20 protein-coding genes and 1 riboswitch are annotated in these 19,929 nt (G+C 68.1%); of the genes, 5 read left to right on the forward strand and 15 right to left on the reverse strand.

All coding sequences use genetic code 11. The features are described from left to right. Positions 1 to 116 precede the first annotated feature (116 nt). The 8 genes from V7Q48_RS04775 to V7Q48_RS04810 form a co-directional block, all read right to left on the reverse strand. A complete protein-coding gene (locus V7Q48_RS04775; protein ID WP_333836595.1) occupies positions 117 to 773 on the reverse strand; it encodes a glutathione S-transferase family protein in 657 nt (218 codons plus the stop codon). A gap of 68 nt (positions 774 to 841) precedes the next feature. Next, complete coding sequence (locus V7Q48_RS04780) at positions 842 to 1,642, reverse strand: TrmH family RNA methyltransferase (protein ID WP_333836597.1); 801 nt, start codon at positions 1,640 to 1,642, stop codon at positions 842 to 844. 54 nt (positions 1,643 to 1,696) lie between these two features. Beyond that, complete coding sequence (locus V7Q48_RS04785; RefSeq protein ID WP_333836598.1) at positions 1,697 to 1,993, reverse strand: HPr family phosphocarrier protein; 297 nt, start codon at positions 1,991 to 1,993, stop codon at positions 1,697 to 1,699. 92 nt (positions 1,994 to 2,085) lie between these two features. After that, complete coding sequence (locus V7Q48_RS04790) at positions 2,086 to 2,490, reverse strand: PTS sugar transporter subunit IIA (RefSeq protein ID WP_333836599.1); 405 nt, start codon at positions 2,488 to 2,490, stop codon at positions 2,086 to 2,088. Positions 2,491 to 2,681: 191 nt separating this feature from the next. Beyond that, positions 2,682 to 3,647: an RNase adapter RapZ gene (rapZ, locus tag V7Q48_RS04795; protein WP_333836601.1), complete on the reverse strand. Its 966-nt coding sequence runs from the start codon at positions 3,645 to 3,647 to the stop codon at positions 2,682 to 2,684. Between the two features lie 61 nt (positions 3,648 to 3,708). Further along, entirely contained in the window at positions 3,709 to 4,125 is a 417-nt protein-coding gene (locus V7Q48_RS04800) for an HPr kinase/phosphorylase (protein WP_333836602.1), read from the reverse strand. Beyond that, a complete protein-coding gene (locus tag V7Q48_RS04805) occupies positions 4,122 to 5,762 on the reverse strand; it encodes a sensor histidine kinase (RefSeq protein WP_333836603.1) in 1,641 nt (546 codons plus the stop codon). Before V7Q48_RS04805 ends, V7Q48_RS04800 begins: the two co-directional genes overlap by 4 nt. A 10-nt stretch (positions 5,763 to 5,772) precedes the next feature. Beyond that, positions 5,773 to 6,552, reverse strand: a complete 780-nt coding sequence (locus V7Q48_RS04810) for a response regulator transcription factor (protein WP_333836605.1) — start codon at positions 6,550 to 6,552, stop codon at positions 5,773 to 5,775. Between the two features lie 313 nt (positions 6,553 to 6,865). On the opposite strand from V7Q48_RS04810, the gene V7Q48_RS04815 reads away from it, so the two are divergent. Then, positions 6,866 to 8,470: a phosphoenolpyruvate carboxykinase gene (locus tag V7Q48_RS04815; RefSeq protein ID WP_333836607.1), complete on the forward strand. Its 1,605-nt coding sequence runs from the start codon at positions 6,866 to 6,868 to the stop codon at positions 8,468 to 8,470. A 90-nt stretch (positions 8,471 to 8,560) separates the two neighbouring features. Here V7Q48_RS04815 and V7Q48_RS04820 read toward each other — a convergent pair whose 3' ends face one another. The 3 genes from V7Q48_RS04820 to V7Q48_RS04830 all read right to left on the reverse strand — a co-directional run bounded on the left by V7Q48_RS04820 (position 8,561) and on the right by V7Q48_RS04830 (position 12,444). Beyond that, positions 8,561 to 10,498 carry a GtrA family protein gene (locus V7Q48_RS04820; RefSeq protein ID WP_333836608.1) on the reverse strand — a complete coding sequence of 646 codons (1,938 nt, stop codon included), beginning with the start codon at positions 10,496 to 10,498 and terminating at the stop codon, positions 8,561 to 8,563. Continuing rightward, positions 10,495 to 11,577 carry a glycosyltransferase family 2 protein gene (locus V7Q48_RS04825; protein WP_333836609.1) on the reverse strand — a complete coding sequence of 361 codons (1,083 nt, stop codon included), beginning with the start codon at positions 11,575 to 11,577 and terminating at the stop codon, positions 10,495 to 10,497. Before V7Q48_RS04825 ends, V7Q48_RS04820 begins: the two co-directional genes overlap by 4 nt. A gap of 210 nt (positions 11,578 to 11,787) precedes the next feature. Next, positions 11,788 to 12,444 carry an alpha/beta hydrolase gene (locus V7Q48_RS04830; protein WP_333836610.1) on the reverse strand — a complete coding sequence of 219 codons (657 nt, stop codon included), beginning with the start codon at positions 12,442 to 12,444 and terminating at the stop codon, positions 11,788 to 11,790. Between the two features lie 131 nt (positions 12,445 to 12,575). Here V7Q48_RS04830 and V7Q48_RS04835 point away from each other — a divergent pair, with 131 nt between their 5' ends. From V7Q48_RS04835 to V7Q48_RS04845, 3 genes are read left to right on the forward strand one after another with little or no spacing between them, the layout of a single operon-like run. Then, a complete protein-coding gene (locus V7Q48_RS04835) occupies positions 12,576 to 13,604 on the forward strand; it encodes a cysteine desulfurase family protein (RefSeq protein WP_333836611.1) in 1,029 nt (342 codons plus the stop codon). Then, positions 13,601 to 14,680 carry a cysteine desulfurase family protein gene (locus tag V7Q48_RS04840; RefSeq protein WP_333836612.1) on the forward strand — a complete coding sequence of 360 codons (1,080 nt, stop codon included), beginning with the start codon at positions 13,601 to 13,603 and terminating at the stop codon, positions 14,678 to 14,680. Before V7Q48_RS04835 ends, V7Q48_RS04840 begins: the two co-directional genes overlap by 4 nt. Positions 14,681 to 14,686: 6 nt before the next feature. Beyond that, positions 14,687 to 15,019 (forward strand): 2Fe-2S iron-sulfur cluster-binding protein, encoded by a 333-nt coding sequence (locus V7Q48_RS04845; RefSeq protein WP_333836613.1) that lies wholly within the window; start codon positions 14,687 to 14,689, stop codon positions 15,017 to 15,019. 108 nt (positions 15,020 to 15,127) lie between these two features. On the opposite strand, the gene V7Q48_RS04850 is transcribed toward V7Q48_RS04845, so the two are convergent. The 4 genes from V7Q48_RS04850 to V7Q48_RS04865 all read right to left on the reverse strand — a co-directional run bounded on the left by V7Q48_RS04850 (position 15,128) and on the right by V7Q48_RS04865 (position 18,896). Then, on the reverse strand, positions 15,128 to 15,598 hold the full coding sequence (locus V7Q48_RS04850) for a molybdenum cofactor biosynthesis protein MoaE (protein ID WP_333836614.1): 471 nt from the start codon (positions 15,596 to 15,598) through the stop codon (positions 15,128 to 15,130). After that, complete coding sequence (locus tag V7Q48_RS04855) at positions 15,582 to 16,397, reverse strand: ferredoxin--NADP reductase (protein WP_333836615.1); 816 nt, start codon at positions 16,395 to 16,397, stop codon at positions 15,582 to 15,584. Before V7Q48_RS04855 ends, V7Q48_RS04850 begins: the two co-directional genes overlap by 17 nt. A gap of 127 nt (positions 16,398 to 16,524) precedes the next feature. Next, the gene (locus V7Q48_RS04860; RefSeq protein ID WP_333836617.1) at positions 16,525 to 17,838 is read right to left on the reverse strand and encodes a chloride channel protein; all 1,314 of its coding nucleotides are present in this window, start codon (positions 17,836 to 17,838) and stop codon (positions 16,525 to 16,527) included. Positions 17,839 to 17,891: 53 nt separating this feature from the next. After that, positions 17,892 to 17,982, reverse strand: a riboswitch (Fluoride riboswitch). Between the two features lie 56 nt (positions 17,983 to 18,038). Continuing rightward, the gene (locus V7Q48_RS04865; protein ID WP_333836618.1) at positions 18,039 to 18,896 is read right to left on the reverse strand and encodes a GGDEF domain-containing protein; all 858 of its coding nucleotides are present in this window, start codon (positions 18,894 to 18,896) and stop codon (positions 18,039 to 18,041) included. A gap of 263 nt (positions 18,897 to 19,159) precedes the next feature. Between V7Q48_RS04865 and cobA the strand changes: the two genes are divergently transcribed. Next, positions 19,160 to 19,927 carry a uroporphyrinogen-III C-methyltransferase gene (cobA, locus tag V7Q48_RS04870; protein WP_333836619.1) on the forward strand — a complete coding sequence of 256 codons (768 nt, stop codon included), beginning with the start codon at positions 19,160 to 19,162 and terminating at the stop codon, positions 19,925 to 19,927. Positions 19,928 to 19,929 lie beyond the last annotated feature (2 nt).

Raw genomic sequence — 19,929 nt, forward strand, 5'->3', positions numbered from 1 at the left:
TGCGCGAGGCCTTCGAAAAGCTGAGGCCGAACGTGGCAGGGATTGGTGTTTTCTTCCGGCGCCTCGCTGACCGCAATCGCCGCCTCATAAGCGCGCGCCCGCATGCACAACCCCGCTCAAGCACCTGCCGCGAAAGCCTCGCGTTGCGCGGCGTAGGCCGCAACAAACCCGGGCCGTGCTTCGCCGCGATCGACATAGGCGCGCAAGGTCGCGTGCTCGTCGAGAAGTCCGCCCCGGCCAAGCCTGCGCAGCACGCAGACCATCATGAGGTCGCCGGCGGTGAACGTGTGTTCCAACCATTCGTGCTGACCCAGGTGATCGGCGAGGGACGCAAGCCGCACGCGTACGCGGTCGTCCAGCATCGCCTGGCGCGCATCGAACCACGGCTTGTTCCGCTCCAGCATCAGAGCCATGCTGCGCTCGACGATCGGTGGCTCTACCGTCGCGACGGCGGCGAACATCCAGGCGATGGCCCGCGCGCGTGCGGTGCCCGCATCATCCTTGCCCTTGGGCAGAAGGACGCCGTGCCGCTCGGCCAGGTACAGCACGATCGCGGCGGACTCGAACAGCGTGACGCCGTCATCTTCATAGGCCGGGATCTGGCCGAAGGGCTGGCGCGCGCGATGCGCCGGTTGCTTGAGCGCCTCGAACGACACACCGCGCGTGGCATAGGGCTGGCCCACCTCGGCCAGCGCCCAGCGCACCGCCATGTCGCGCGCCAGGCCGCGACCGCCATCGGGCGAACGCGCGAAGACGGAAAGGATCGGAGTCATGCCGCGCACGATCTCACGGCGGTGACGCGCCGGCAAGCCACCGGCAAGCGAGGCGCGCTCCTCGCTTGTCAGTCCAGGCTGGCGAGTACCTCGTATGCGAGGACGGCCGCGGCGACGGCGGCGTTGAGGCTGTCGGCGCGGCCCTTCATCGGCATGGTCACACGCAAGTCGCAGGCGCGCTCGTAGTCCTCGGGCAGCCCGCGCGACTCGTTGCCGACCATGACGAAGCAGGGCGCGGCATAGGGCGCGCCGCGATAGGGCACGGCCTCGCGCAGCGATGCGGCGACCAGTTGCCCCGATCCGCCACGCAGCCAGGCGATGAAATCCTCCCAGCGCGCCTGGGCCAGCCTTTGCGTAAAGATCGCGCCCATGCTGGCGCGCACCGCTTCGACCGAGAAGGGATCGACGCTGTCGTCGAGCAGGATCAGGCCGCCCGCGCCCACGGCATCGGCGGTGCGCAGCATCGTGCCGAGATTGCCGGGATCGCGCATGGCTTGTGCCACCAGCCACAGCGGCGCCGCATCGCGGTCGATCTGGTCGAGGCCGGTGTCCCACTCGGCAAAGACCCCGGCCACGGCCTGCGGGTTTTCCTTGCCGGTGACCTTGGACAGGATGTCCACGGGCAGCTCGATCACGTCGCCGCCCGCCGCATCGACCGCCGCCTCCAGCTCGTCGAGCAGAGGATGCGCGTCGCGCCCTTGCGCCATCAGCAGGATTTCGGGCAGGCGCCCGCCCTCGCGGGCATCGGTCAGCAGGCGCAGGCCTTCGGTCAGGAAGCGCTGCTCGCGCCGGCGGTGCTTCTTGTCGCGCAGGCTGCGGACGAACTTGACGGTGGGGTTGGAGAACCCGGTAATCGTGCGGCGGGACATGGGGCTGCCATGCGCCAGCCGTGCTGGCCGGGCAAGAGGGCAAAGGCCCCGGGATCAATCCTCGCCGAAGCCGTCCTTCACCAGGCCAGCCAGCTTGAGCAGGACCTGGTCAGCCTCCCCCTCGGGGCCGGCAACATGCACGTCGATGGTATCGCCCTTGGCCGCGCCCAGCATCATCAGGCCCAGAATCGACCCGCCATTGGCCTCGGTCCCGTCCTTGAACACCTTGACGTCGATCGCGTCAGGCAGCTTGGCCACGGCATTGACGAACTTGGCACTGGCGCGGGCGTGAAGACCGCGCTGGTTGACGATCGTGATCGTCTCTCGGGCAACGTAGCTTTGCGTCGTCATCGGCGATCCTCTCTCTTCCCCGCCCGGTCCCAGGCTGTGCCGCCGCGGCTTCGCGTCCGGCTCATGTCGCTGCGTTAAAATCCCGGCGCGGATCAGGCGTCCTGGCCGAGAAATTCCGATGCGATCGTTATGTAGTTGCGCCCCGCATCGCGCGCGGCCGATGTCGCCTCGCGCACGTTCATGCAGCCGCGCGCCTTGGCGAGGCGGATCAGCATGGGCAGGTTGATGCCGGCGATCACCTCGACGCGCCCAGCCTGCATCAGCGAGATGGCGAGGTTCGACGGCGTGCCCCCGAACAGGTCGGTGAGGATGATGACGCCATCGCCGCTGTCGACACGGCGGATGGCATCGGCGATCTCCTTGCGCCGCCGCTCCATGTCGTCGTTGGGGCCGATGCAGACGCCGATGACGTCCTGCTGCCGGCCCACGACATGCTCCATCGCATGGATGAATTCGTCGGCAAGGGCGCCGTGGGTAACGAGAATTAGACCGATCATGAAGGGAACGGGCTCCGAAATGCAGCCGGGCACTTTGCCATGGCGAACCTTAACATCGCCTTGGCGGGCGCCCTCCGGCTACCAGGACTCTGGTAATCACAAAGCATGTCTTTCGAAGCAGCCCCGTCCCGTTCGCGCCTCGTTGCTCGTGCGCGCTCATTGTATGGCAATCGTCGTGTCGCAATCGTCGATCAGACCTGAACCGCCTGCGCGCCTTCCAGCAGGCTGGCCGTGCGCGCGCTCAGATTGCGATGCAACAATGTGGGTGAAAATCCGGCATCGCGCAAGCCTTGTCCGATCTGCTCGGCCATGAAGACCGAACGGTGGCGTCCGCCGGTGCAGCCGAAGGCGATGTTGACATAGGCTTTGCCCTGCGTCTCGAAGCGGGGCAGCAGCAACAACAACAGCCCGAGAATGCGCTCGTAGGCCTCGGCAAAGGCCGGATCGCGGCGGATGTAATCCCCCACCGGAGCGTCCTTGCCGGTCATCGGGCGCAGCGCATCGTCCCAGTGTGGGTTGTTGAGAAAGCGCATGTCGAACACCAGGTCGGCCAGCGGCGGGGTGCCGCGCGCGAAGCCGAAGCTGCTGATCGTCAGCGTCGTGCGACTCGGAGAGATCGACGCGAACTGCTGGCGGATCGCCTGCTGCAGGTCGTTGGTGGTGAAGTCGGTGGTCGAGATGACCACGTCGGCCCAGCGACGCAACGGCGCAAGCAGGTCACGCTCGGCCGCGATGCCGCCGGCGGCCGGCTTGTCCTCGCTCATCGGGTGGCGGCGCCGCGTCTCGTTGTAGCGCCGCTCCAGTTCGGCACCACCGCAGTCGAGGAACAGGGTCGTGACCGACAGATCGGGCCGCGCCGCCAGCGCCTTGACCTTGGCGATCACGGCCTGCGGATCGAAGCCGCGGGTGCGCGTGTCGAAGCCGATCGCCAGCGGCGTCGCGTCCCCGTCGGCCTCGCTCTGCCCCGGCTCGGGCTCCAGCAGGCGATCGAGCAGGCGCAGCGGAAAGTTGTCGATCGCCTCCCAGCCGAGGTCCTCGAGCGTGCGCAGTGCCGTGGTCTTGCCCGCGCCCAGCAGGCCGGTCACGAGCAGGACGCGTTGCGGCGGGACACGTTGGGGCAGGGCAGCGGAACTGGCGGAATCGGTAACGTGCGACATGGCGGCTTTGTGCGCGCAATCGGCCTGGATGGGAAGATGTTCGCGCGACGGTGTTTCGCCCTCAGGGCAGGCCGTAGTGGCGCAGCGCCAGTTCGGCCCGCAGCGCCAGGACCGGGCTGTCGGGCCACAGTCGCACCATCGGCACGGTCGCACCGCCGCGCACGACCCACTCGGGCGACTCGACGAAGCGGGGCGCGCCGCGATCGAGCAGCAGGGCCAGCGCGACCGGCGCTTTGGGCAGGGGCGTCATCGGGACGAGGCCAAGGTTGCGTACCTCGATGAGACCGGTGGTGTTGGGATGGGGCCGGGCCATCGCCGTTGCGCCGACCGTCTCCAGCATCACGCCGTCGTCACCGATGAGGGCGGCGCCACGGTCGATCAGCGCCAGTGCCAGGCTGGACTTGCCGCTGCCCGGCGGCCCTTCGATCAGCACGGCGCGTCCGCCGATGGCGACGGCGGTGGCCTGGTATGCGATCATGGTTGCAGGTCTCCGGCCTGGGGCAGCGAGAGGACGAGGCAGGCGCCGCTTGCGCCATCGGCACGATCGACGATCGCCAGCTCGCCATCGTGTCCCTCGGCGATGGTGCGCGCGATGGCGAGGCCCAGCCCGCTATGCGCGCCGAACGCCTCCTCGGCCGGGCGGACCGAGTGGAACCGCTCGAACACCTTGTCGCGCTCGGCCATGGGGATGCCGGGGCCGGCGTCGGTGACACTGAGCAGCACGCGCGGATCATCGCGGGTGTCGTCGCTCGCCGGCTCGGTCCACACCGCCACGTCGACCAGCCCGCCCGGAGGCGAGAACGACACGGCATTGTCGAGCAGGTTTTCGAGCACGCGTTCGAGCCGCATGGCATCGCCCAGCACCAGCGGCGGTAGCGCGCTGCCAGCCGGTCGCAGCAGCCGGATCACCGCGCCGCCCCGCGTTTCGCGTGCGCCGCGGGCGCCCACGACTTGCGCGGCGAGCGCGGCGAGGTCCAGCCGCACGAATGTTGCGCGGCTCAGTTCGGCATCGATGCGGCTGGCGTCGGCGATCTCGGTGATGAGCCGGTCGATGCGCTGCACGTCGTGCGTGGCGATCGCGGTCAACTGGCGGCGCAACCCCTCGTCCTCGACCCGGTCGAGCGATTCGATCGCACTGGCCAGGCTCGCGAGCGGGTTCTTGAGTTCGTGCGCGACGTCGGCGGCAAAGCTCTCGACCGCGTCGATGCGGTGGCGCAGCGCCATGGTCATGTCTGAAAACGCGCGCGCCAGCATGCCAATCTCGTCGCCGCGATCGGGCAGGCGCGGGACGACCACCTCGCGGTCGCGCCCCAGCCGGACGCGCACCGCGGCGCGGACCAGCTGGCGCAGCGGCTGGACGATCGTGCGCGCGAGGAACAGTGACAGCTGGACCGACAGCATCAGCGCCAGACCGATGATGATGACCAGCGTCTGGCGCGCATCGCGTACCGCCTGGGTAACGTCGGTCGCATTCCGCATGCTCAGCAGCATGGCGCCGCTCCGGCCGACCGGCGTGGCGGCGGTCAGGATCGGGGTGCGATCGGGGGCATAGCGCAAGTGCACCTCGGTTGCGCCGGCGTTGCGGGCGCGCAGCACTTCGGGCCAGTTGTCTGCGCCCGATGTCGCCGGTTCCGCATAGCTCTCGATCGGCGGCGCCCCGACGATGAAATCGACCCCGCGATCGAGCAGCCGGGCAGCACGCTGCAGCCAGGTATCGTCCGCAGTGTCGGCCAGCACGAACGAGGGCGGCGCCAGGGCAAAGCTGTCGGCGATGAGCTTGCCCGCCGGGTCGAACAAGCGCAGGCGCAGGCGCTGTTCGCGGCCTATGCGCGCGAGTAAGTGCTTTTGCTGCGGCGCAGCATTGCCGTCTAGCGCGTCGGCCGCGATCTCCGCCTCGGCGCGGGCGAGCTTGAACCGTTCGCCGATCAGCTGGGTACGATAGCTGTCGAGGTAGAAGAAACTGCCCGCCAGCATGGCGAGCGCAATCACGTTGACCGCGAGGATGCGGGTCGTCAGCGAGAGGCCGCGGGGGCGCAGCGTACGCGGGACCCGCAGGCGCGGTGCATGCGCGGGCTGGCTTGTAGATTGAGCCGCAGAAGGGGGCGTGGCACTCATCGCCAGCGGATCATTCGTCGGTATAGCTGTAGCCGGCGCCGTACAGCGTCTCGATCGCGCTGAACTGCGGGTCGACCGCGCGGAACTTGCGCCGCAGGCGCTTGATGTGGCTGTCGATCGTACGATCGTCGACGAAGACGTCGTCGTCGTAAGCGGCGTTCATCAACTGGTCGCGGGTGCGCACCACGCCGGGGCGGACCGCAAGCGCCTCGAGAATCAGGAACTCGGTCACGGTCAGCGACACCAGCTTGTCCATCCAGGTCACGACATGGCGGGCGGGGTCGATCACCAGGCGGCCGCGGCGCACGGGTTCGGGCAGAGCCTCGGCCACGGCAGGGTCGGTCATGGCAGGATCGCGCTGGACGATGTCGCTGCGGCGCAGGATCGCGCGGATGCGGGCGATCAGCAGGCGCTGGCTGAACGGCTTGGCGATGTAGTCATCCGCGCCCATGGCCAGGCCGAGGGCCTCGTCGGCCTCGTCGTCCTTGCTGGTCAGGAAGATGATCGGCAGGTCGCTCGCCTCGCGCAGGCGGCGCAGCAATTCGAGGCCATCCATCCGCGGCATCTTGATGTCGCACACCGCAAGATCGGGCGGATTGTCGAGCAGCGCCTTCAGCGCAACGTCGCCGTCGGTATAGAGCCGGGTGGCGAAGCCCTCGGTCTGCAGCGCGATCGACACCGTCGTCAGGATGTTGCGGTCGTCGTCGACCAGCGCGATCGTACGGTTGGCCCGCTTGGCCGGGGCCGGAATGTCCGGAGGCGAGGCGGTGTCGGAAGGCGCAGTCGGCATGGCGATCGTGGATGTCCCGGGCGATGGCCGCGCAGGGTAGGCGTCCGCTCGTGCGCTGGCAAGAATCCTCCCGGTCGCACAGCTGCGCCGTCCGTGGCCTACGGGTGGTCAGTTGTAAATTGTGCAACTTGCTGCGCAAAAAACTTGCGCTGTTGCGGTTTGACGGCGGGAGGCCCCTCAATTATCCGAAGGAAGAATCGCGCATTCGTATTCGCAGTTCGATCGGCAAGATAGCAAATGAGTGTCCGCTTGGCGCCGCGCCGGATAACAGGCGAGACGGCTTCCTGACGGACCCGCCAAAGGGAGCCATGTGATGTCCGCCAACACGCTCAATATTTCGCTTTCCGAACAGGGCTTTCCGCAGAGCGCCGAGCTGTTTGCCAACCTCGGCACCGCGCCGCTGGTCGAACATGCCGTCAAGAACGGCGAAGGCGTTCTTGCCAAGGACGGCCCCTTCGTCGTCGCCACCGGCAAGCACACCGGCCGCTCGGCCAAGGACAAGTTCATCGTCCGCGATGCCGAGACCGAGAACACCGTGTGGTGGGGCAAGACCAACGTGGGCATGACGCCCGAGCACTTCGCCGCGCTCAAGGAAGATTTCCTCGCCGCGCTCGCCACCAAGGACAAGCTCTACGTCGCCGACCTGTTCGGTGGCTCGCAGCCCGAGCACCGCGTCAACGTGCGCGTCATCAACGAGTTCGCGTGGCACAACCTGTTCATCCGCACGCTGCTGGTGCGCCCCACGGCCGATGAACTCACCAGCTTCGTGCCCGAATATACCATCATCGACCTGCCCAGCTTCCGCGCCGACCCCGCGCGTCACGGTTGCCGCACCGAGACGGTCGTCGCGGTCAATTTCACCGAGAAGCTGATCCTCATCGGCGGCACCTCCTATGCCGGCGAAATGAAGAAGTCGGTCTTCGGCATCCTCAACTACCTGCTGCCGGTGAAGGGCGTCATGCCGATGCACTGCTCGGCCAATATCGGTGCCGACGGCAAGACCGCGGTGTTCTTCGGCCTTTCGGGCACGGGCAAGACCACGCTCTCGGCCGATGCCAGCCGCACGCTGATCGGCGACGATGAACATGGCTGGTCGGATACCGCCGTGTTCAACTTCGAAGGCGGCTGCTACGCCAAGATGATCCGCCTCTCGGCCGAGGCCGAGCCCGAAATCTTCGCCACCACGAAGCGCTTCGGTACGGTGCTCGAGAACGTGGTGATCGACCCCGAGACCCGCGAGATCGACCTCGACGACGCCTCGCTCGCCGAGAACAGCCGCGGCTCCTACCCGATCGACTTCATCCCCAATGCCTCGGCCGACAACCTCGGCCCGGTGCCGGCGAACCTCATCTTCCTCACCGCCGACGCCTATGGCGTACTGCCCCCGATCGCGCGGCTCACGCCCGACCAGGCGATGTACCACTTCCTCTCGGGCTACACCGCGCGCGTCGCGGGTACCGAGATCGGCGTGACCGAACCGGAAGCCACGTTCTCGACCTGCTTCGGCGCGCCGTTCATGCCGCGTCACCCGTCGGTCTACGGCAACCTGCTCAAGGAACGCATCGCCAAGGGCGGGGTCAAGTGCTGGCTGGTCAACACCGGCTGGTCGGGCGGCAAGGCCACCATGGAAGGTATCAAGCGCATGCCGATCAAGGCCACCCGCGCTCTGCTTAACGCGGCGCTCGACGGCAGCCTCAACAACGCCGAGTTCCGCGAAGATCCCAACTTCGGCTTCGAGGTTCCGGTCGCCGTGCCGGGCGTCGACACCGCGCTGCTCGACCCGCGCGGCGCCTGGGCCGACGGCGATGCCTACGACCAGACCGCACAGGACCTGGTCAAGAAGTTCATCGACAACTTCGAGCAGTTCGCCGACCACGTCGACGAAGGCGTCCGCAAGGCAGCGCCCGTCGCCGCTTGACCCGCGCGGCGGCCTGTTTAGGCCCTAAGCATCGAAAAGACCCCGGCGCGCGATGGCACGCCGGGGTCTTTTCGTGTCGGTCCTGTCGTCTCAGTGCAGCGCGGGGCAGTCGCGGTCGGTGAACGCTGGTGGCATCGCCATGCGGCGATACCCCGCGATCGAGCGCGTCATCGGCACCGGGGCGTAATAGCGCGCCAGCGTGTCGTGCAGCGCCGGTTCTTGCTCCAGATAAGTGCGCAAGTCGAAGCCTGCCGGCTGATAGGCGTACATGCGGCGGGTTTCGAACAGGATCAGCTCGGGCCTGCTGCATCGAACCTCTTTGGCAACCTGGCGACGCAGGGTGGCGGACAGATCGCGCAGTTCCGGCGTCTGCGGCCCGAGCATCCGGGCATGGGCGATCGCCGGAATCATCCACAGGCTGTAATAGCGCGAGCGCCATGCCAGGCCGTGGTCGGTCACGGTCGGCCAGGCCCACATCGGGTCGGTGGCGGCGATATAGACCGCAGCGCCGGGGCTGACGGATGCCAGCAATGGATCGACTTCGGCACGCAACGGGTTGTGATACCGCCCCGACGCAAACGGCAGCAGCAGCGGCAAAGCCACGCAGAGCGCGCCTAGCGCGAGCGGCAGACGGCGTGACTGCGACGGTGTGCCAACCGGCGCAGCGGTCAGGCACAGCGCCACGGCCAGCCCCATCATCCCCGTCACCGGGACGCTGTGGTACATCCAGCCCTTGTCCTGCAGGAAATAGGCAAAGGCGAAGCCGGCCGCACCGATGCACAAGGCATGGAGCAGCGTCGCCTCGCGGGACGGGATACGGCGGCCATAGGCGATCAGGTACAAGGCGCCGGCCAGCCACGCGATAGTCCACGGACGCAGCACAACCATGCGCCATGGCGATTCATAACCGGCGTAGGCAGCCCGGACCATCGGCACCACGCGGGTCATGAAATCCGGGGCGAAGCGCAGAACGGCCAGTGCATAGAGCACGGCGGCAATGCCGATCACTACTGTCTCGATCCGCAAGGGCCGCCAGCGCCGGCGCAGCCCGGCAATGAGCCACAATTCAAGCCCCAGCGGGATGGTCACGAAGAAATGCTTGAGCGCGAAGCCATAGGCCGCCGCCAGCGCGATGGCGAGCGCCAATCCGGCCGGGATCGCCTCGCCGCGCCGGCGCGCTGCCAGCAGAGCCACATAAGGCAGTGCCGCGATCAGCGCGAGTTGTTCGCGCTGGCCAAAATCATAGATCGGATTGACGGTGCACAGCCACAGCGCCAGCAGCATCAGCGCAAGCCGTCGCGACGGCGCGGCGATGCCCGACAATCGGCCCAAGGCCCAGGCAGCCAGCCCGGCCCATGCGACGATGATCGGCACCAGGATGCGCAGCGGCGCGAGGTGCATGGCATCGCTGAGCGCCACGATCGGCCGCGCGCTCCAGAACCACAATGGCGGGTTCAGTTCGAGAATGTCGCGATAGAGCACGGCGCCATGGCTCATCTGCCGGGCGATCCAGAATTGCCAAACGACGTCGTGCGTCAGCGGGATACCCCAGAGCGCCAGGGCAGTCGCGGCCGTCGCCACTGCCAGCAGCACGTCCGGGGCGTGCCGGGCCAACCATGGGGTCGGCTGGGTCATCGTCGGACGCGCATTGTCTGCCGATGGCGCGGTAAAGACGAATACGCGCATCGCGGCGAAGAAGGCGACCGAATAGACCGCCATGCCGGCAAAGTGGACGATCGGCTGGCCTATCATTCCTGCCGCCCGTCCACAGGCTATGACCAAAAGGTTGCAGCCGTAGGCCAGGGCGGCCGCCCCGACAAAGCGTGCGAATTCGAGCGGGCTGGGCGGCACCGCCGCGGCGAAGGTCACGCGGCGGTTGAGCAGATAGGAAACCACGATGCCAACGGCATAGCCGCAGGCGTTAGCGATATAATCGCCAAGGCCGATCCCGATGCACGCGATGATGATGAGAAAGCTGATCGCGGTATTGATGATCCCGACGCCGGCAAACCTTGCCAGAATGCTCATGCAGCGCGCTCCGGCGCCAAACTGCCGTTGGACGGGCTGTCAACGACAGGCATGGCCATGGCCGTGTGCACGATCGCCGGCGTCGCCGCGCGCACTTCGTCAATGATGAACAGCGGCCGGCGCTTGCTTTCCATGTACATGCGCCCGAGATATTCGCCGAAGATACCCAGCATGACCAGTTGCAGGCTGCCGATGATGAGGACGATCCCCGCAAGGCTGGTCCAGCCGGCCAGCGTGCGGCCCAGCAGATAGCACGCAAATACCCAGCCCAGCGTCACGACGCCGAGCGCCCCGGCGATGAAGCCGAGGTAGGTCGTCAGGCGTAGCGGCACGGTGGAGAAGCTGGTGATCGCGTCGAACGCGAAAGCGAGCATCTTGCGCAACGGATACTTGCTTTGCCCGGCAAAGCGCGCCTCGCGTTCATAAGGCAGGGCGACCTGGCTGAAGCCGATCAGGCTGACCATGCCGCGAATGAAGCGATACCGCTCGGGCATGGCGTTGAGATGGTCAACGACACGGCGGGTCATGATGCGAAAGTCGCCGGTGTCGCGAGGGATCGGCACATCGACCATGCGCTGCATCGTGCGGTAGAACAGACTGGCCGTCGCGCGCTTGAACACCGTTTCGCCCGCACGCGTCACGCGCTGGCCATAGACCACATCGTGCCCCTCGGCGAGGCGCTCAAGGAAATCGGGCAGCAGTTCGGGCGGGTCCTGCAGGTCGGCGTCCATCACGAGGACAGCATCGCCCCGGCAGACCTGAAGCCCGGCGCTGAGTGCCAGCTGGTGGCCATAATTGCCCGCCAGATTGACGAGCGTGAGATGCGGGTGCCGCTGTGCGAGCGCGGTCATGATCGGCCATGTGCGATCGCGCGAACCGTCGTTGACCAGCACGAGTTCGAAATCGTCGCCGACGCACGCGGTGCAGGCCGCCGTGACCCTGTGGACGAGGTGCGCGAGGCTCTCTTCCTCGTTGTAGCAGGGCACGACCACGGAAAGGGCGGGTGCGGTTGCCAGACCATGCGGGCCCAGCGCGCGGGCCGAGGCAAAGGTCGAGGGGGGCCAGGGTTCCATGTTCATGCGCAGCGCCTTGGTTCAGCGGGCCGGCCGTGACGGCGTGCGGCGTGATGGCCCCCTCTCGGCCGCTGCGGCAACTTACGGATGGAATGGTAAATGCGCGGTAAATCATGCCCGTCCCGCCATGCGGGGCCACGCGCTGCGGCGATACGAAAAGCCCCCGGCAACACGAGCGCTGCCGGGGGCTTGTCTGTCAGGTCTTGGGCTTGCGCCTCAGCGGATCGGGCAATCCGGCGAGAGGCGGAAGTCGAGGTAATTGTCGACCGACTTCATCATTTCGTCGAGTTCGTTCTCGAAGAAGTGATTGGCACGCGGGATCTCGTCGTGGTGGATCGTGATGTGCTTTTGCGTACGCAGCTTGTCGACCAGCTTCTGCACCGCGCCGGGGGTCACCACCGTATCGGCGGCACCCTGGACGATGATGCCCGAGGCGGGGCAGGGCGCGAGGAAGCTGAAGTCGTACATGTTCGCCGGCGGCGCGATCGAGATGAAGCCGCGGATCTCCGGGCGGCGCATCAGCAATTGCATGCCGATCAGCGCGCCGAACGAATAGCCCGCGATCCAGGTCGACGAGGCTTCGGGATGGATCGACTGCACCCAGTCGAGCGCGGCGGCGGCATCGGACAGTTCGCCCACGCCGTTGTCGAAGCTGCCCTGGCTGCGGCCCACGCCGCGGAAGTTGAAGCGCAGCGTGGCAAAACCGCGCGCCACGAAGTCCTTGTACAGCGCCTGGGTGATGCGATCGTTCATCGTCCCGCCCGCCTGCGGATGCGGGTGCAGGATCATGGCGACCGGGGCGCGGCTGCGCGTGGCGGGCTGGAAGCGGCCTTCAAGGCGGCCTTCGGGACCGGGGAAGATGACTGCGGGCATCGTTGGCTGATGAACCTGTTGGCTGGGCACGCGGCCTTGGACATGAAAAAGCGCAAGGCCGGGGCTGGGCATGGAACTGACCGCTATATAGAAACGATGCCCTGAAACGCAACTTTTCCGGGACATGCCGATTGCCGCCCTCGCTCTATCTCGATCATGCCGCGACCACGCCGCTGCTGCCCGCCGCGCGCGATGCGCTGGTGGACGGACTGGCGCGCTGGGCCAACCCGTCCAGTCCGCATGCCGCCGGGCGTGCCGCGCGCGCCGCACTCGAAAAGGCGCGCACGAGGATGAAGGCGGCGCTTGGCTGGGGCGGCGAGGTGGTCTTCACCAGCGGCGCCAGCGAAGGACTGGCGCTGGCGATCGGGCGCAGCAAGGCGCCACTGGCCGCGGTGAGCGTGGTCGAACACGAGGCGGTGTTGCGGCTGGCAGGCGATGCGGCGCGTCTGCCGGTCGATCGGCATGGCCTGGTCGATCCCGCCGCCTGCGCACTGCCGGGCCTCGTCGCGGTGCAGCAGGTCAACAACGAGACCGGGGTGATCCAGCCCCTGGCCGAAATCGCAGCGGCGGTGCGGGGTGCGGGCGGCGTCCTGCTGGTCGATGCGGCGCAAGGGGCGGGCAAGCTGCCCTTGCCCGAGGCGGATCTGATCGTGCTGTCGGCGCACAAGTTCGGCGGGCCGATCGGCACCGGCGCGCTGCTGGTGCGCGACTGGGCGATGCTCCACCCGGCCGGCGGGCAGGAGCGGGGTTATCGGCCGGGGACGGAGAACCTGCCCGGCGCACTGGCCATGGTCGCGGCGCTCGAGGCTGGCGCGGGCTGGATGGAACGCGCCGCGGCGCTGCGCCAGCGGCTGGAGAGCGCGCTGGTGGCGGCCGGGGGCGAGATCGTCGCGGCATCGGCCCCGCGCCTGGCCACGATCGGTTCGGTGCGCATGCCCGGCCGCTCGGCCACGGCGCAACTGATCCGCTTCGACGGCATGGGTATCGCGGTCTCGGCCGGAAGCGCCTGTTCGTCGGGCTCGCTGCGCGCGAGCCACGTCCTTACCGCGATGGGTGTGCCGCATGCCGGCGAGGTCATCCGCGTGTCGCTGGGCCGCGAGACGACCGAGGCCGACGTCGACCGCTTCGTCGCCGCATGGACCGAGGTGGCGCGCGCATGATCTATCTCGATTACCAGGCGACGACGCCGCTGGCGCCCGAGGCGCTCGATGCGATGCTGCCGTGGCTGGCAGGGCCGGCTGCGCCGGGCTTCGCCAATCCGCACAGCCCGCACCGCGCCGGGCGCGCGGCCGCCGCCGCGGTCGAGGTGGCGCGCGCGCATGTGGCGGCCTTGCTGCCGCCGGGCGGGCGCGTGATCTTCACCTCGGGCGCGACCGAGGCGCTCAACATCGCCCTGGCCGGCAGCGGCGCGCGGGCGCTGGCCGTCTCGGCGATCGAACATGCCGCCGTGCTCGACACCGCGCGCGCGCTCGATCCAGACCTGTGTGTGCTGCGCGTGAGCACCGACGGCCGCGTCGCGCCCGACGTCGCCATCCCGCACGGCACCGGCCTCGTCGCGGTGATGCAGGTCAACAACGAGATCGGGACGATCCAGCCGATCACACAGCTTGCTGCGCGCGCCCATGCCATGGGGGCGCTGTTCGTGTGCGACGCGGTGCAGGGCGCGGGCAAGCTCGCCGCGCCAGACGGCGCCGACATGGTGGCGATTTCGGCCCACAAGCTCCATGGCCCCAAGGGCATCGGCGCGCTATGGGTGCGCGACGGGGTTGCGCTGACGCCGCTGATCCACGGTGGCGGGCAGGAAGGCGGCTTGCGGTCGGGCACGCTGTCGCCGGCACTGTGCGCCGGGTTCGGCGCAGCGGCCGCCCTGTGCAAAAGTCGGTGGACAAGCGATGGAGAGCATGTCGAGCGCCTGTGGACGAAGGCCCGGGCGCTCTTCTCGGACTGGACGCTCAACGGCAGCGCCGACGAGCGCTGGCATGGCAATCTCAGCCTGCGCCGCCCCGGCCTCGATGTCGGCCGACTGTTGTCCGAATGTCGCAACATCGCCTTTTCGGCAGGATCGGCCTGTGCCAGCGGCTCGGGCCGGCCCAGCCATGTCTTGCGCGCGCTGGGACTTTCCGACAGGGATAGCAAAAGCACGATCCGCATCGGTTTCGGACGTTATACCCGGGAAGAGGAACTGGAGCAGGCAGCGGCCGTGTTGAACGCGGCGGCGCAAGCGCAGGGAGTCTAGTTGCCTATGGTCCGCGTCACCTTCCTCACCGCCGATGGCCGCAGCGTCGCGGCCGAGGGCGAGGCCGGTCAGGCCCTGCTCGAGGTCGGGCAGAATGCCGGGTTGCCGCTCGAGGGCACGTGCGAGGGGCAGATGGCCTGTTCCACCTGCCACGTCATCGTCTCGCCGGAATGGTTCGATCGCCTGCCCGATGCCTCGGACGACGAGGAAGACATGCTCGATCTGGCCGCCGGGGTCACGCGCACCAGCCGCCTCTCGTGCCAGGTCCTGCTCGAGGCGGGCCTCGATGGACTGGAAGTACGCCTGCCTGCCGAAGCGCGCGATATGCAGCCACGCTAGAGTGCGATGACAAAAAGTGGGAACCGGTTTTTGTCAAAAAATTGCACGATCACAAATATCTAGAGCGTGATGGCGGTTCATTGAAACGTCAACACGCTCTAAGCCGAATCAGTCCGCTTTCCAGCGGTTGCGATCGGCGAAGTCCACCGCGCGCGGTTCGATCCAGCGCCAGCCCTCGGCCGTCTTCTCGCGCTTCCAGAACCAGCTGTCGCTCTTGAGGTGATCCATCACGAAGTCGGTTGCGGCAAAGGCGTCGCGACGGTGACGCGCGGCGGCGGCGACCATGACGATCGGATCGCCGGGCCGCATGACGCCATGGCGGTGCAGCACGAGCAGCCCTTCGAGCGTCCAGCGGCCGAGCGCGGTCTGCGCAAGGCCGGTCATGCCGGGAAGGGTCAGCGGCGCGTAGTGCTGCAGCTCCAGCGCCTCGACCGCATCGCCGGCGCGGACCTGGCCGAGGAAGCTGACGATCCCGCCCGCCCCGCCGTGGGCCGCCGTGAATGCCGCCAGCTCGGCGGCGGGGTCGAACGGCTCGGCCAGGAGCCGGACGTCGGCTGAAAGATCAGCCGACGAAGGCACGTTCGATCACGAAGTCGCCCGGCTTGGCGTTCGAGCCCTCGACGAAGCCCATGCCCTCGAGCAGCGCGGCGAAGTCCTTGATCATGTCCATCGAGCCGCAGAGCATCACGCGATCGGTGGCCGGATCGAGGCGCGCCTCGCCGGGAATGCCCTCGAACAGCGCACCGCTCTCGATCAGCTTGTCGATGCGGACGTTGTTGCGGAACGGCTCGCGCGTGACGGTCGGCACGTAGTGCAGCTGCTGCGACGCCTGCTCGCCGACCAGCGGGTCTTCGGCAAAGCCGCTTTCCAGCTCCTCGTGGAACGCCAGCTCGCTGACCTTGCGCACCGAATGCACGACCACGACCTGCTCGTAGTATTCGTAGACGTCCGGGTCGCGCGCCAGCGACAGGAACGGCGCGAGGCCGGTGCCGGTCGAGAGCATGAACAACCGTTTGCCGGGCAGCAGCGCGTCGGTGACGAGCGTGCCGGTCGGCTTCTTGCCGAGATAGATCTGGTCGCCAGGCTGGATCAGCTGCAGGCGCGAGGTCAGCGGGCCGTCGGGCACCTTGATCGAAAGGAATTCGAGTTCCTCGGCCCAGGCCGGGCTGGCGACCGAATAGGCGCGCAGCAGCGGGCGGCCATTGTCGCCCTGCAGGCCGATCATCACGAACTCGCCCGAGCGGAAGCGGAACGAGGCGGGGCGCGTGATGGTGAAGCTGAACAGGCGCTCGTCCCAGTGCTTGACGGTCAGCACGGTTTCGACCGTGGCCGCGGCCGTGGGTTCGAGAGTGGCGAGGGGCGCCTGGGGTTCGGACATCGCGAGAGCTTTCCTTGGGCTGCGGCCGCGGGGCGGCCGGGGTGCCGGGTGGGAACGGCCCGGCAAGCGCCGCCCCCATAGGCAGAGCGGGCGGCGCTGTCAAAAACCTCGGCGGCGAATTTAGCTTTCAGGTGCTAAAGCGCTCTTGCCGCGCAAGGCGGCGCGCCTCGCGCAAGGCGCGCAGGCTCTCCCCGCCGGTGCGGCGCGGCCACTTGGGCCGGGCGATCCGCTGCGACAGATAGATGCCGCCATGCCCCGAGGCGAGATAGGCGGCGACGCAGCCGACGATCAGCGGCGGCGCCACGTCCAGTCCGAACAGCTCCAGCCCCATGATCGCGCAGGCGACGGGGGTGTTGGCCGCCGCGCCGAACAGCGCGACCATGCCCACGGCCGCGAGCACGGGCACCGGCACGCCCAGCACTGGCGCCAGTGCACTGCCAAGGCCCGCACCGATGAAGAACAGGGGCGTGACCTCGCCGCCCTTGAACCCGGCGCTCAGCGTCGCGACGGTGAAGACCAGCTTGGCCAGCCAGCTCCACCGGTCGGACGGCATGGCAAAGAAGCCCGGCAATGTTGGCGCACCAGGATGCGGGGAGAGCGTGCCGAGGCCGAGGTAATCCTGCGTGCCGAACGCGAAGGTCAGCGCAATCACCAGCAGCCCGCCGATCACCGGCCTCAACCACGCCCGCGCGACGAAGCGCTTGTAGAGATCGCCGAGGCCATGGTTCGCCTCGGCAAAGGCCCGCGCAACCGCTCCGCAGGCAAGGCCGAGGCCTGCTGCCTTGAGCAACAGGAGCGCGAAACCGGCGATGGCAAGGGCCGGCAGCGTGACATGCGGATAGGGCGTGTGATGGATGCCCCAGATGCGACAGCCGAAATCGGCTACAAAAGCGGCGGCGAGGCAGGGCACCAGCGCGGACAGTTCGAGCCCGCCCAGTGCCAGCACCTCGATTGCGAAGACCGCGCCGGCCAGCGGCGTGCCGAACACTGCGCCAAAGCCTGCCGCGACTCCGCCCATCAGCAGGAGGCGCCGCGCCTTGTCGTCGAGGCCGAGGCGCGTCACGAAGCCGTGGGCGAGGCTTCCGCCGATCTGCACCGCGGTCCCCTCGCGCCCGGCCGAGCCGCCGCACAGGTGCGTGGCCACCGTGCCGATGAAGATCAGCGGCGCCATGGCCAGCGGCACCCCCGCGCCAGGCTTGTGGATTTCATCTAGGACGAGGTTGTTGCCCGCCTCTGCGCGCGTGCCGAAGCGACCATAGAGCAGCGCAACCCCGGCGCCGACCAGCGGCAGGGCGTAGAGCAGCCAGGGTGCGGCAAAGCGCAGCCGCGTCACGGCATCGAGCGACCACAGGAACGCAGCGCAAACGCTGCCGACGAGCAGCGCCATGGCCACCTGGGCCAGCGTGAAGCGGATGCGGGACGGGGTGAAAAGGGCGCGCACGGGTTCCTCCTGGTGCATGTGAGCCATCCGATGTCATCTGGCTCAGGGCAGTCGATCAGGCAGGAATCATCAGCCCGGACCGGCACGAGGCAGGAACGGGCGGTTCGGCCGAAGGCCCGGCGGAAATCCATCGCCGTGGCCTGCGTATGTCGTGCCGGTGGGGCCGGGTCAAGATGGCCGGGGTCATGCCGGGAGGCGGATCAGGCCTCCATCGGGCTGCGCGCCAGGTTGCCCTGCGTCATCACGCGGTTGCGGCCACCGTGCTTGGCGGCATAGAGCGCGGCATCGGCGCGAGCGAGCGCGGCCTCGAGATTGCCGTCGTCGCATTGGCTGGTGCCGCCCGATACCGTGACCGGCCGGCCAGCGACCACGCCGATCGGCTGCTGCTGCAGCACGCCGGCGATGCGCGTCAGGATGTCGGCGGCGACATCCTCGGCGCAATCCGGCAGGAACAGCGCGAATTCTTCGCCGCCCCAGCGCGCCACTAGGTCGACCCTGCGGGTCTGCTTGACCAGCTCGCTCGCCAGCGCCTTCAGGATGCGGTCGCCCTCGTCGTGGCCAAGCGTGTCGTTGACCGCCTTGAAATGGTCGACGTCGATCAGCGCCACGCCGCCGCGCGCGCCCTGCTCGATCAGGGCATTGACCTCGTGCAGGAACCCCCGGCGGTTGAGAGCGCCGGTCAGCGGGTCTTCGTGGGCGGCGGCTTCGAGCGACTGCAGCCGCGCATCGGTGGCGCGGGCGGCGCGGTGGACCCCGGCGTAAAGCGACTGGATCACGTCCATCGCCTCGGGCAGCACGGGCGAGTCGGCGTGGTGCAGGCTGTCGGCCAGCGTGTGGATCGGGTTGAGCAGGGCGCCGATCCCGAGCAGCGCGAGGATCGTGCCGAACACCGTGGCGAGCGTCAGCAACACGAAATCCGCCAGTTCGATGCGCCCGGTGGCGAGGCCCCAGATGCTGTAGGCGATCAGCGGCATGTGCGTCGTGGCAAAGCACACGGTGAACAGGCGCAGCCGCAACGAGCGCGGAAAAATGAACGAAGTGACGAGATAGAAGCGCAAGATCGCAGTGTCCGTCTGATCGCGTGTCGATCAGCAAAATGCTTTGGTCCTGGTCAACAAAACACAGAAAACATTGGTTAATTGGTTTCCGATCGAGCGGCCGCGCAGGTTGCCGGGGCAGGTGCATTGCTGCGCGTGGGGCGGTCAGGGGCCTCGTTAACCCATCCAGAATGGCAGCGAATCCCGTGCCGCTAAAGTTTGCCTAGCGGGCATCCAATCGATTCTCGCTGGTATCGCCAGGCCCGCGCGCCCACATCGCGGCCATGAATCATGCCCCCTCCATCGGTACCGTGTATCTCGTCGGTGCCGGCCCCGGCGATCCGGACTTGCTGACCCTGCGCGCGGCGCGGCTGCTGATGCATGCGCAGGTCGTGGTCCACGACGGGCTGGTCGAGCCGGCCGTGCTGGCGATGGCCCCGCGCACCGCGCGCTTCGTCTCGGTTGCCAAGCAGCGCGCGCGCCATACAATGCCGCAGGACGAGATCAACGCGCTGCTCGTGCGCGAGGCGCTGGCCGGGCACGACGTGATCCGGCTCAAGGGCGGCGACCCTTTCATCTTCGGGCGCGGCGGCGAAGAGGCCGAGGCGTGCCATGCGGCCGGCGTTCCCGTGCAGGTGGTGCCGGGCGTCAGCGCGGCGCTGGGCGCGGCGGCGGCGGCGCAGATTCCGCTGACGCACCGCGAGAATGCCTCGATCGTCTCGTTTGTGGCGGGCCAGTGCAAGGGTCTTGCCGACCAGGACTGGGCCGGGCTGGCCGGGGTCGGCCGCACCTTGGTGATCTACATGGGCGTCGCGACGGCGGGCATGATCGCCGAGAAGCTGATGGCCGACGGTCTCGCCCCCGACATGCCGCTCGCGGTGATCGAAAATGCCTCGCGCCCGTCCATGCGCGTGGTAAGGGGCGCGCTGGCGGGACTGGCCGAACTGGTCGCGCGTGAAGCGGTGAAGAGCCCGGCGCTGATCGTCATCGGCGAGGTCGCCGCCCGAGGAGACATCATGGAATTGCAGCGGATGGTGGAGACGGCGCGGTGAGC

This window comes from Novosphingobium sp. (assembly GCF_036803765.1).
Taxonomy (GTDB): Bacteria; Pseudomonadota; Alphaproteobacteria; order Sphingomonadales; family Sphingomonadaceae; genus Novosphingobium.

What these genes read in the sequence shown, in the direction of transcription:
- V7Q48_RS04775 (WP_333836595.1), bottom strand. Translation starts at nt 773, where the DNA reads ATGACTCCGATCCTTTCCGTCTTCGCGCGTTCGCCCGATGGCGGTCGC.
- V7Q48_RS04780 (WP_333836597.1), bottom strand. Translation starts at nt 1,642, where the DNA reads ATGTCCCGCCGCACGATTACCGGGTTCTCCAACCCCACCGTCAAGTTC.
- V7Q48_RS04785 (WP_333836598.1), bottom strand. Translation starts at nt 1,993, where the DNA reads ATGACGACGCAAAGCTACGTTGCCCGAGAGACGATCACGATCGTCAAC.
- V7Q48_RS04790 (WP_333836599.1), bottom strand. Translation starts at nt 2,490, where the DNA reads ATGATCGGTCTAATTCTCGTTACCCACGGCGCCCTTGCCGACGAATTC.
- rapZ (WP_333836601.1), bottom strand. Translation starts at nt 3,647, where the DNA reads ATGTCGCACGTTACCGATTCCGCCAGTTCCGCTGCCCTGCCCCAACGT.
- V7Q48_RS04800 (WP_333836602.1), bottom strand. Translation starts at nt 4,125, where the DNA reads ATGATCGCATACCAGGCCACCGCCGTCGCCATCGGCGGACGCGCCGTG.
- V7Q48_RS04805 (WP_333836603.1), bottom strand. Translation starts at nt 5,762, where the DNA reads ATGAGTGCCACGCCCCCTTCTGCGGCTCAATCTACAAGCCAGCCCGCG.
- V7Q48_RS04810 (WP_333836605.1), bottom strand. Translation starts at nt 6,552, where the DNA reads ATGCCGACTGCGCCTTCCGACACCGCCTCGCCTCCGGACATTCCGGCC.
- V7Q48_RS04815 (WP_333836607.1), top strand. Translation starts at nt 6,866, where the DNA reads ATGTCCGCCAACACGCTCAATATTTCGCTTTCCGAACAGGGCTTTCCG.
- V7Q48_RS04820 (WP_333836608.1), bottom strand. Translation starts at nt 10,498, where the DNA reads ATGAGCATTCTGGCAAGGTTTGCCGGCGTCGGGATCATCAATACCGCG.
- V7Q48_RS04825 (WP_333836609.1), bottom strand. Translation starts at nt 11,577, where the DNA reads ATGAACATGGAACCCTGGCCCCCCTCGACCTTTGCCTCGGCCCGCGCG.
- V7Q48_RS04830 (WP_333836610.1), bottom strand. Translation starts at nt 12,444, where the DNA reads ATGCCCGCAGTCATCTTCCCCGGTCCCGAAGGCCGCCTTGAAGGCCGC.
- V7Q48_RS04840 (WP_333836612.1), top strand. Translation starts at nt 13,601, where the DNA reads ATGATCTATCTCGATTACCAGGCGACGACGCCGCTGGCGCCCGAGGCG.
- V7Q48_RS04845 (WP_333836613.1), top strand. Translation starts at nt 14,687, where the DNA reads ATGGTCCGCGTCACCTTCCTCACCGCCGATGGCCGCAGCGTCGCGGCC.
- V7Q48_RS04855 (WP_333836615.1), bottom strand. Translation starts at nt 16,397, where the DNA reads ATGTCCGAACCCCAGGCGCCCCTCGCCACTCTCGAACCCACGGCCGCG.
- cobA (WP_333836619.1), top strand. Translation starts at nt 19,160, where the DNA reads ATGAATCATGCCCCCTCCATCGGTACCGTGTATCTCGTCGGTGCCGGC.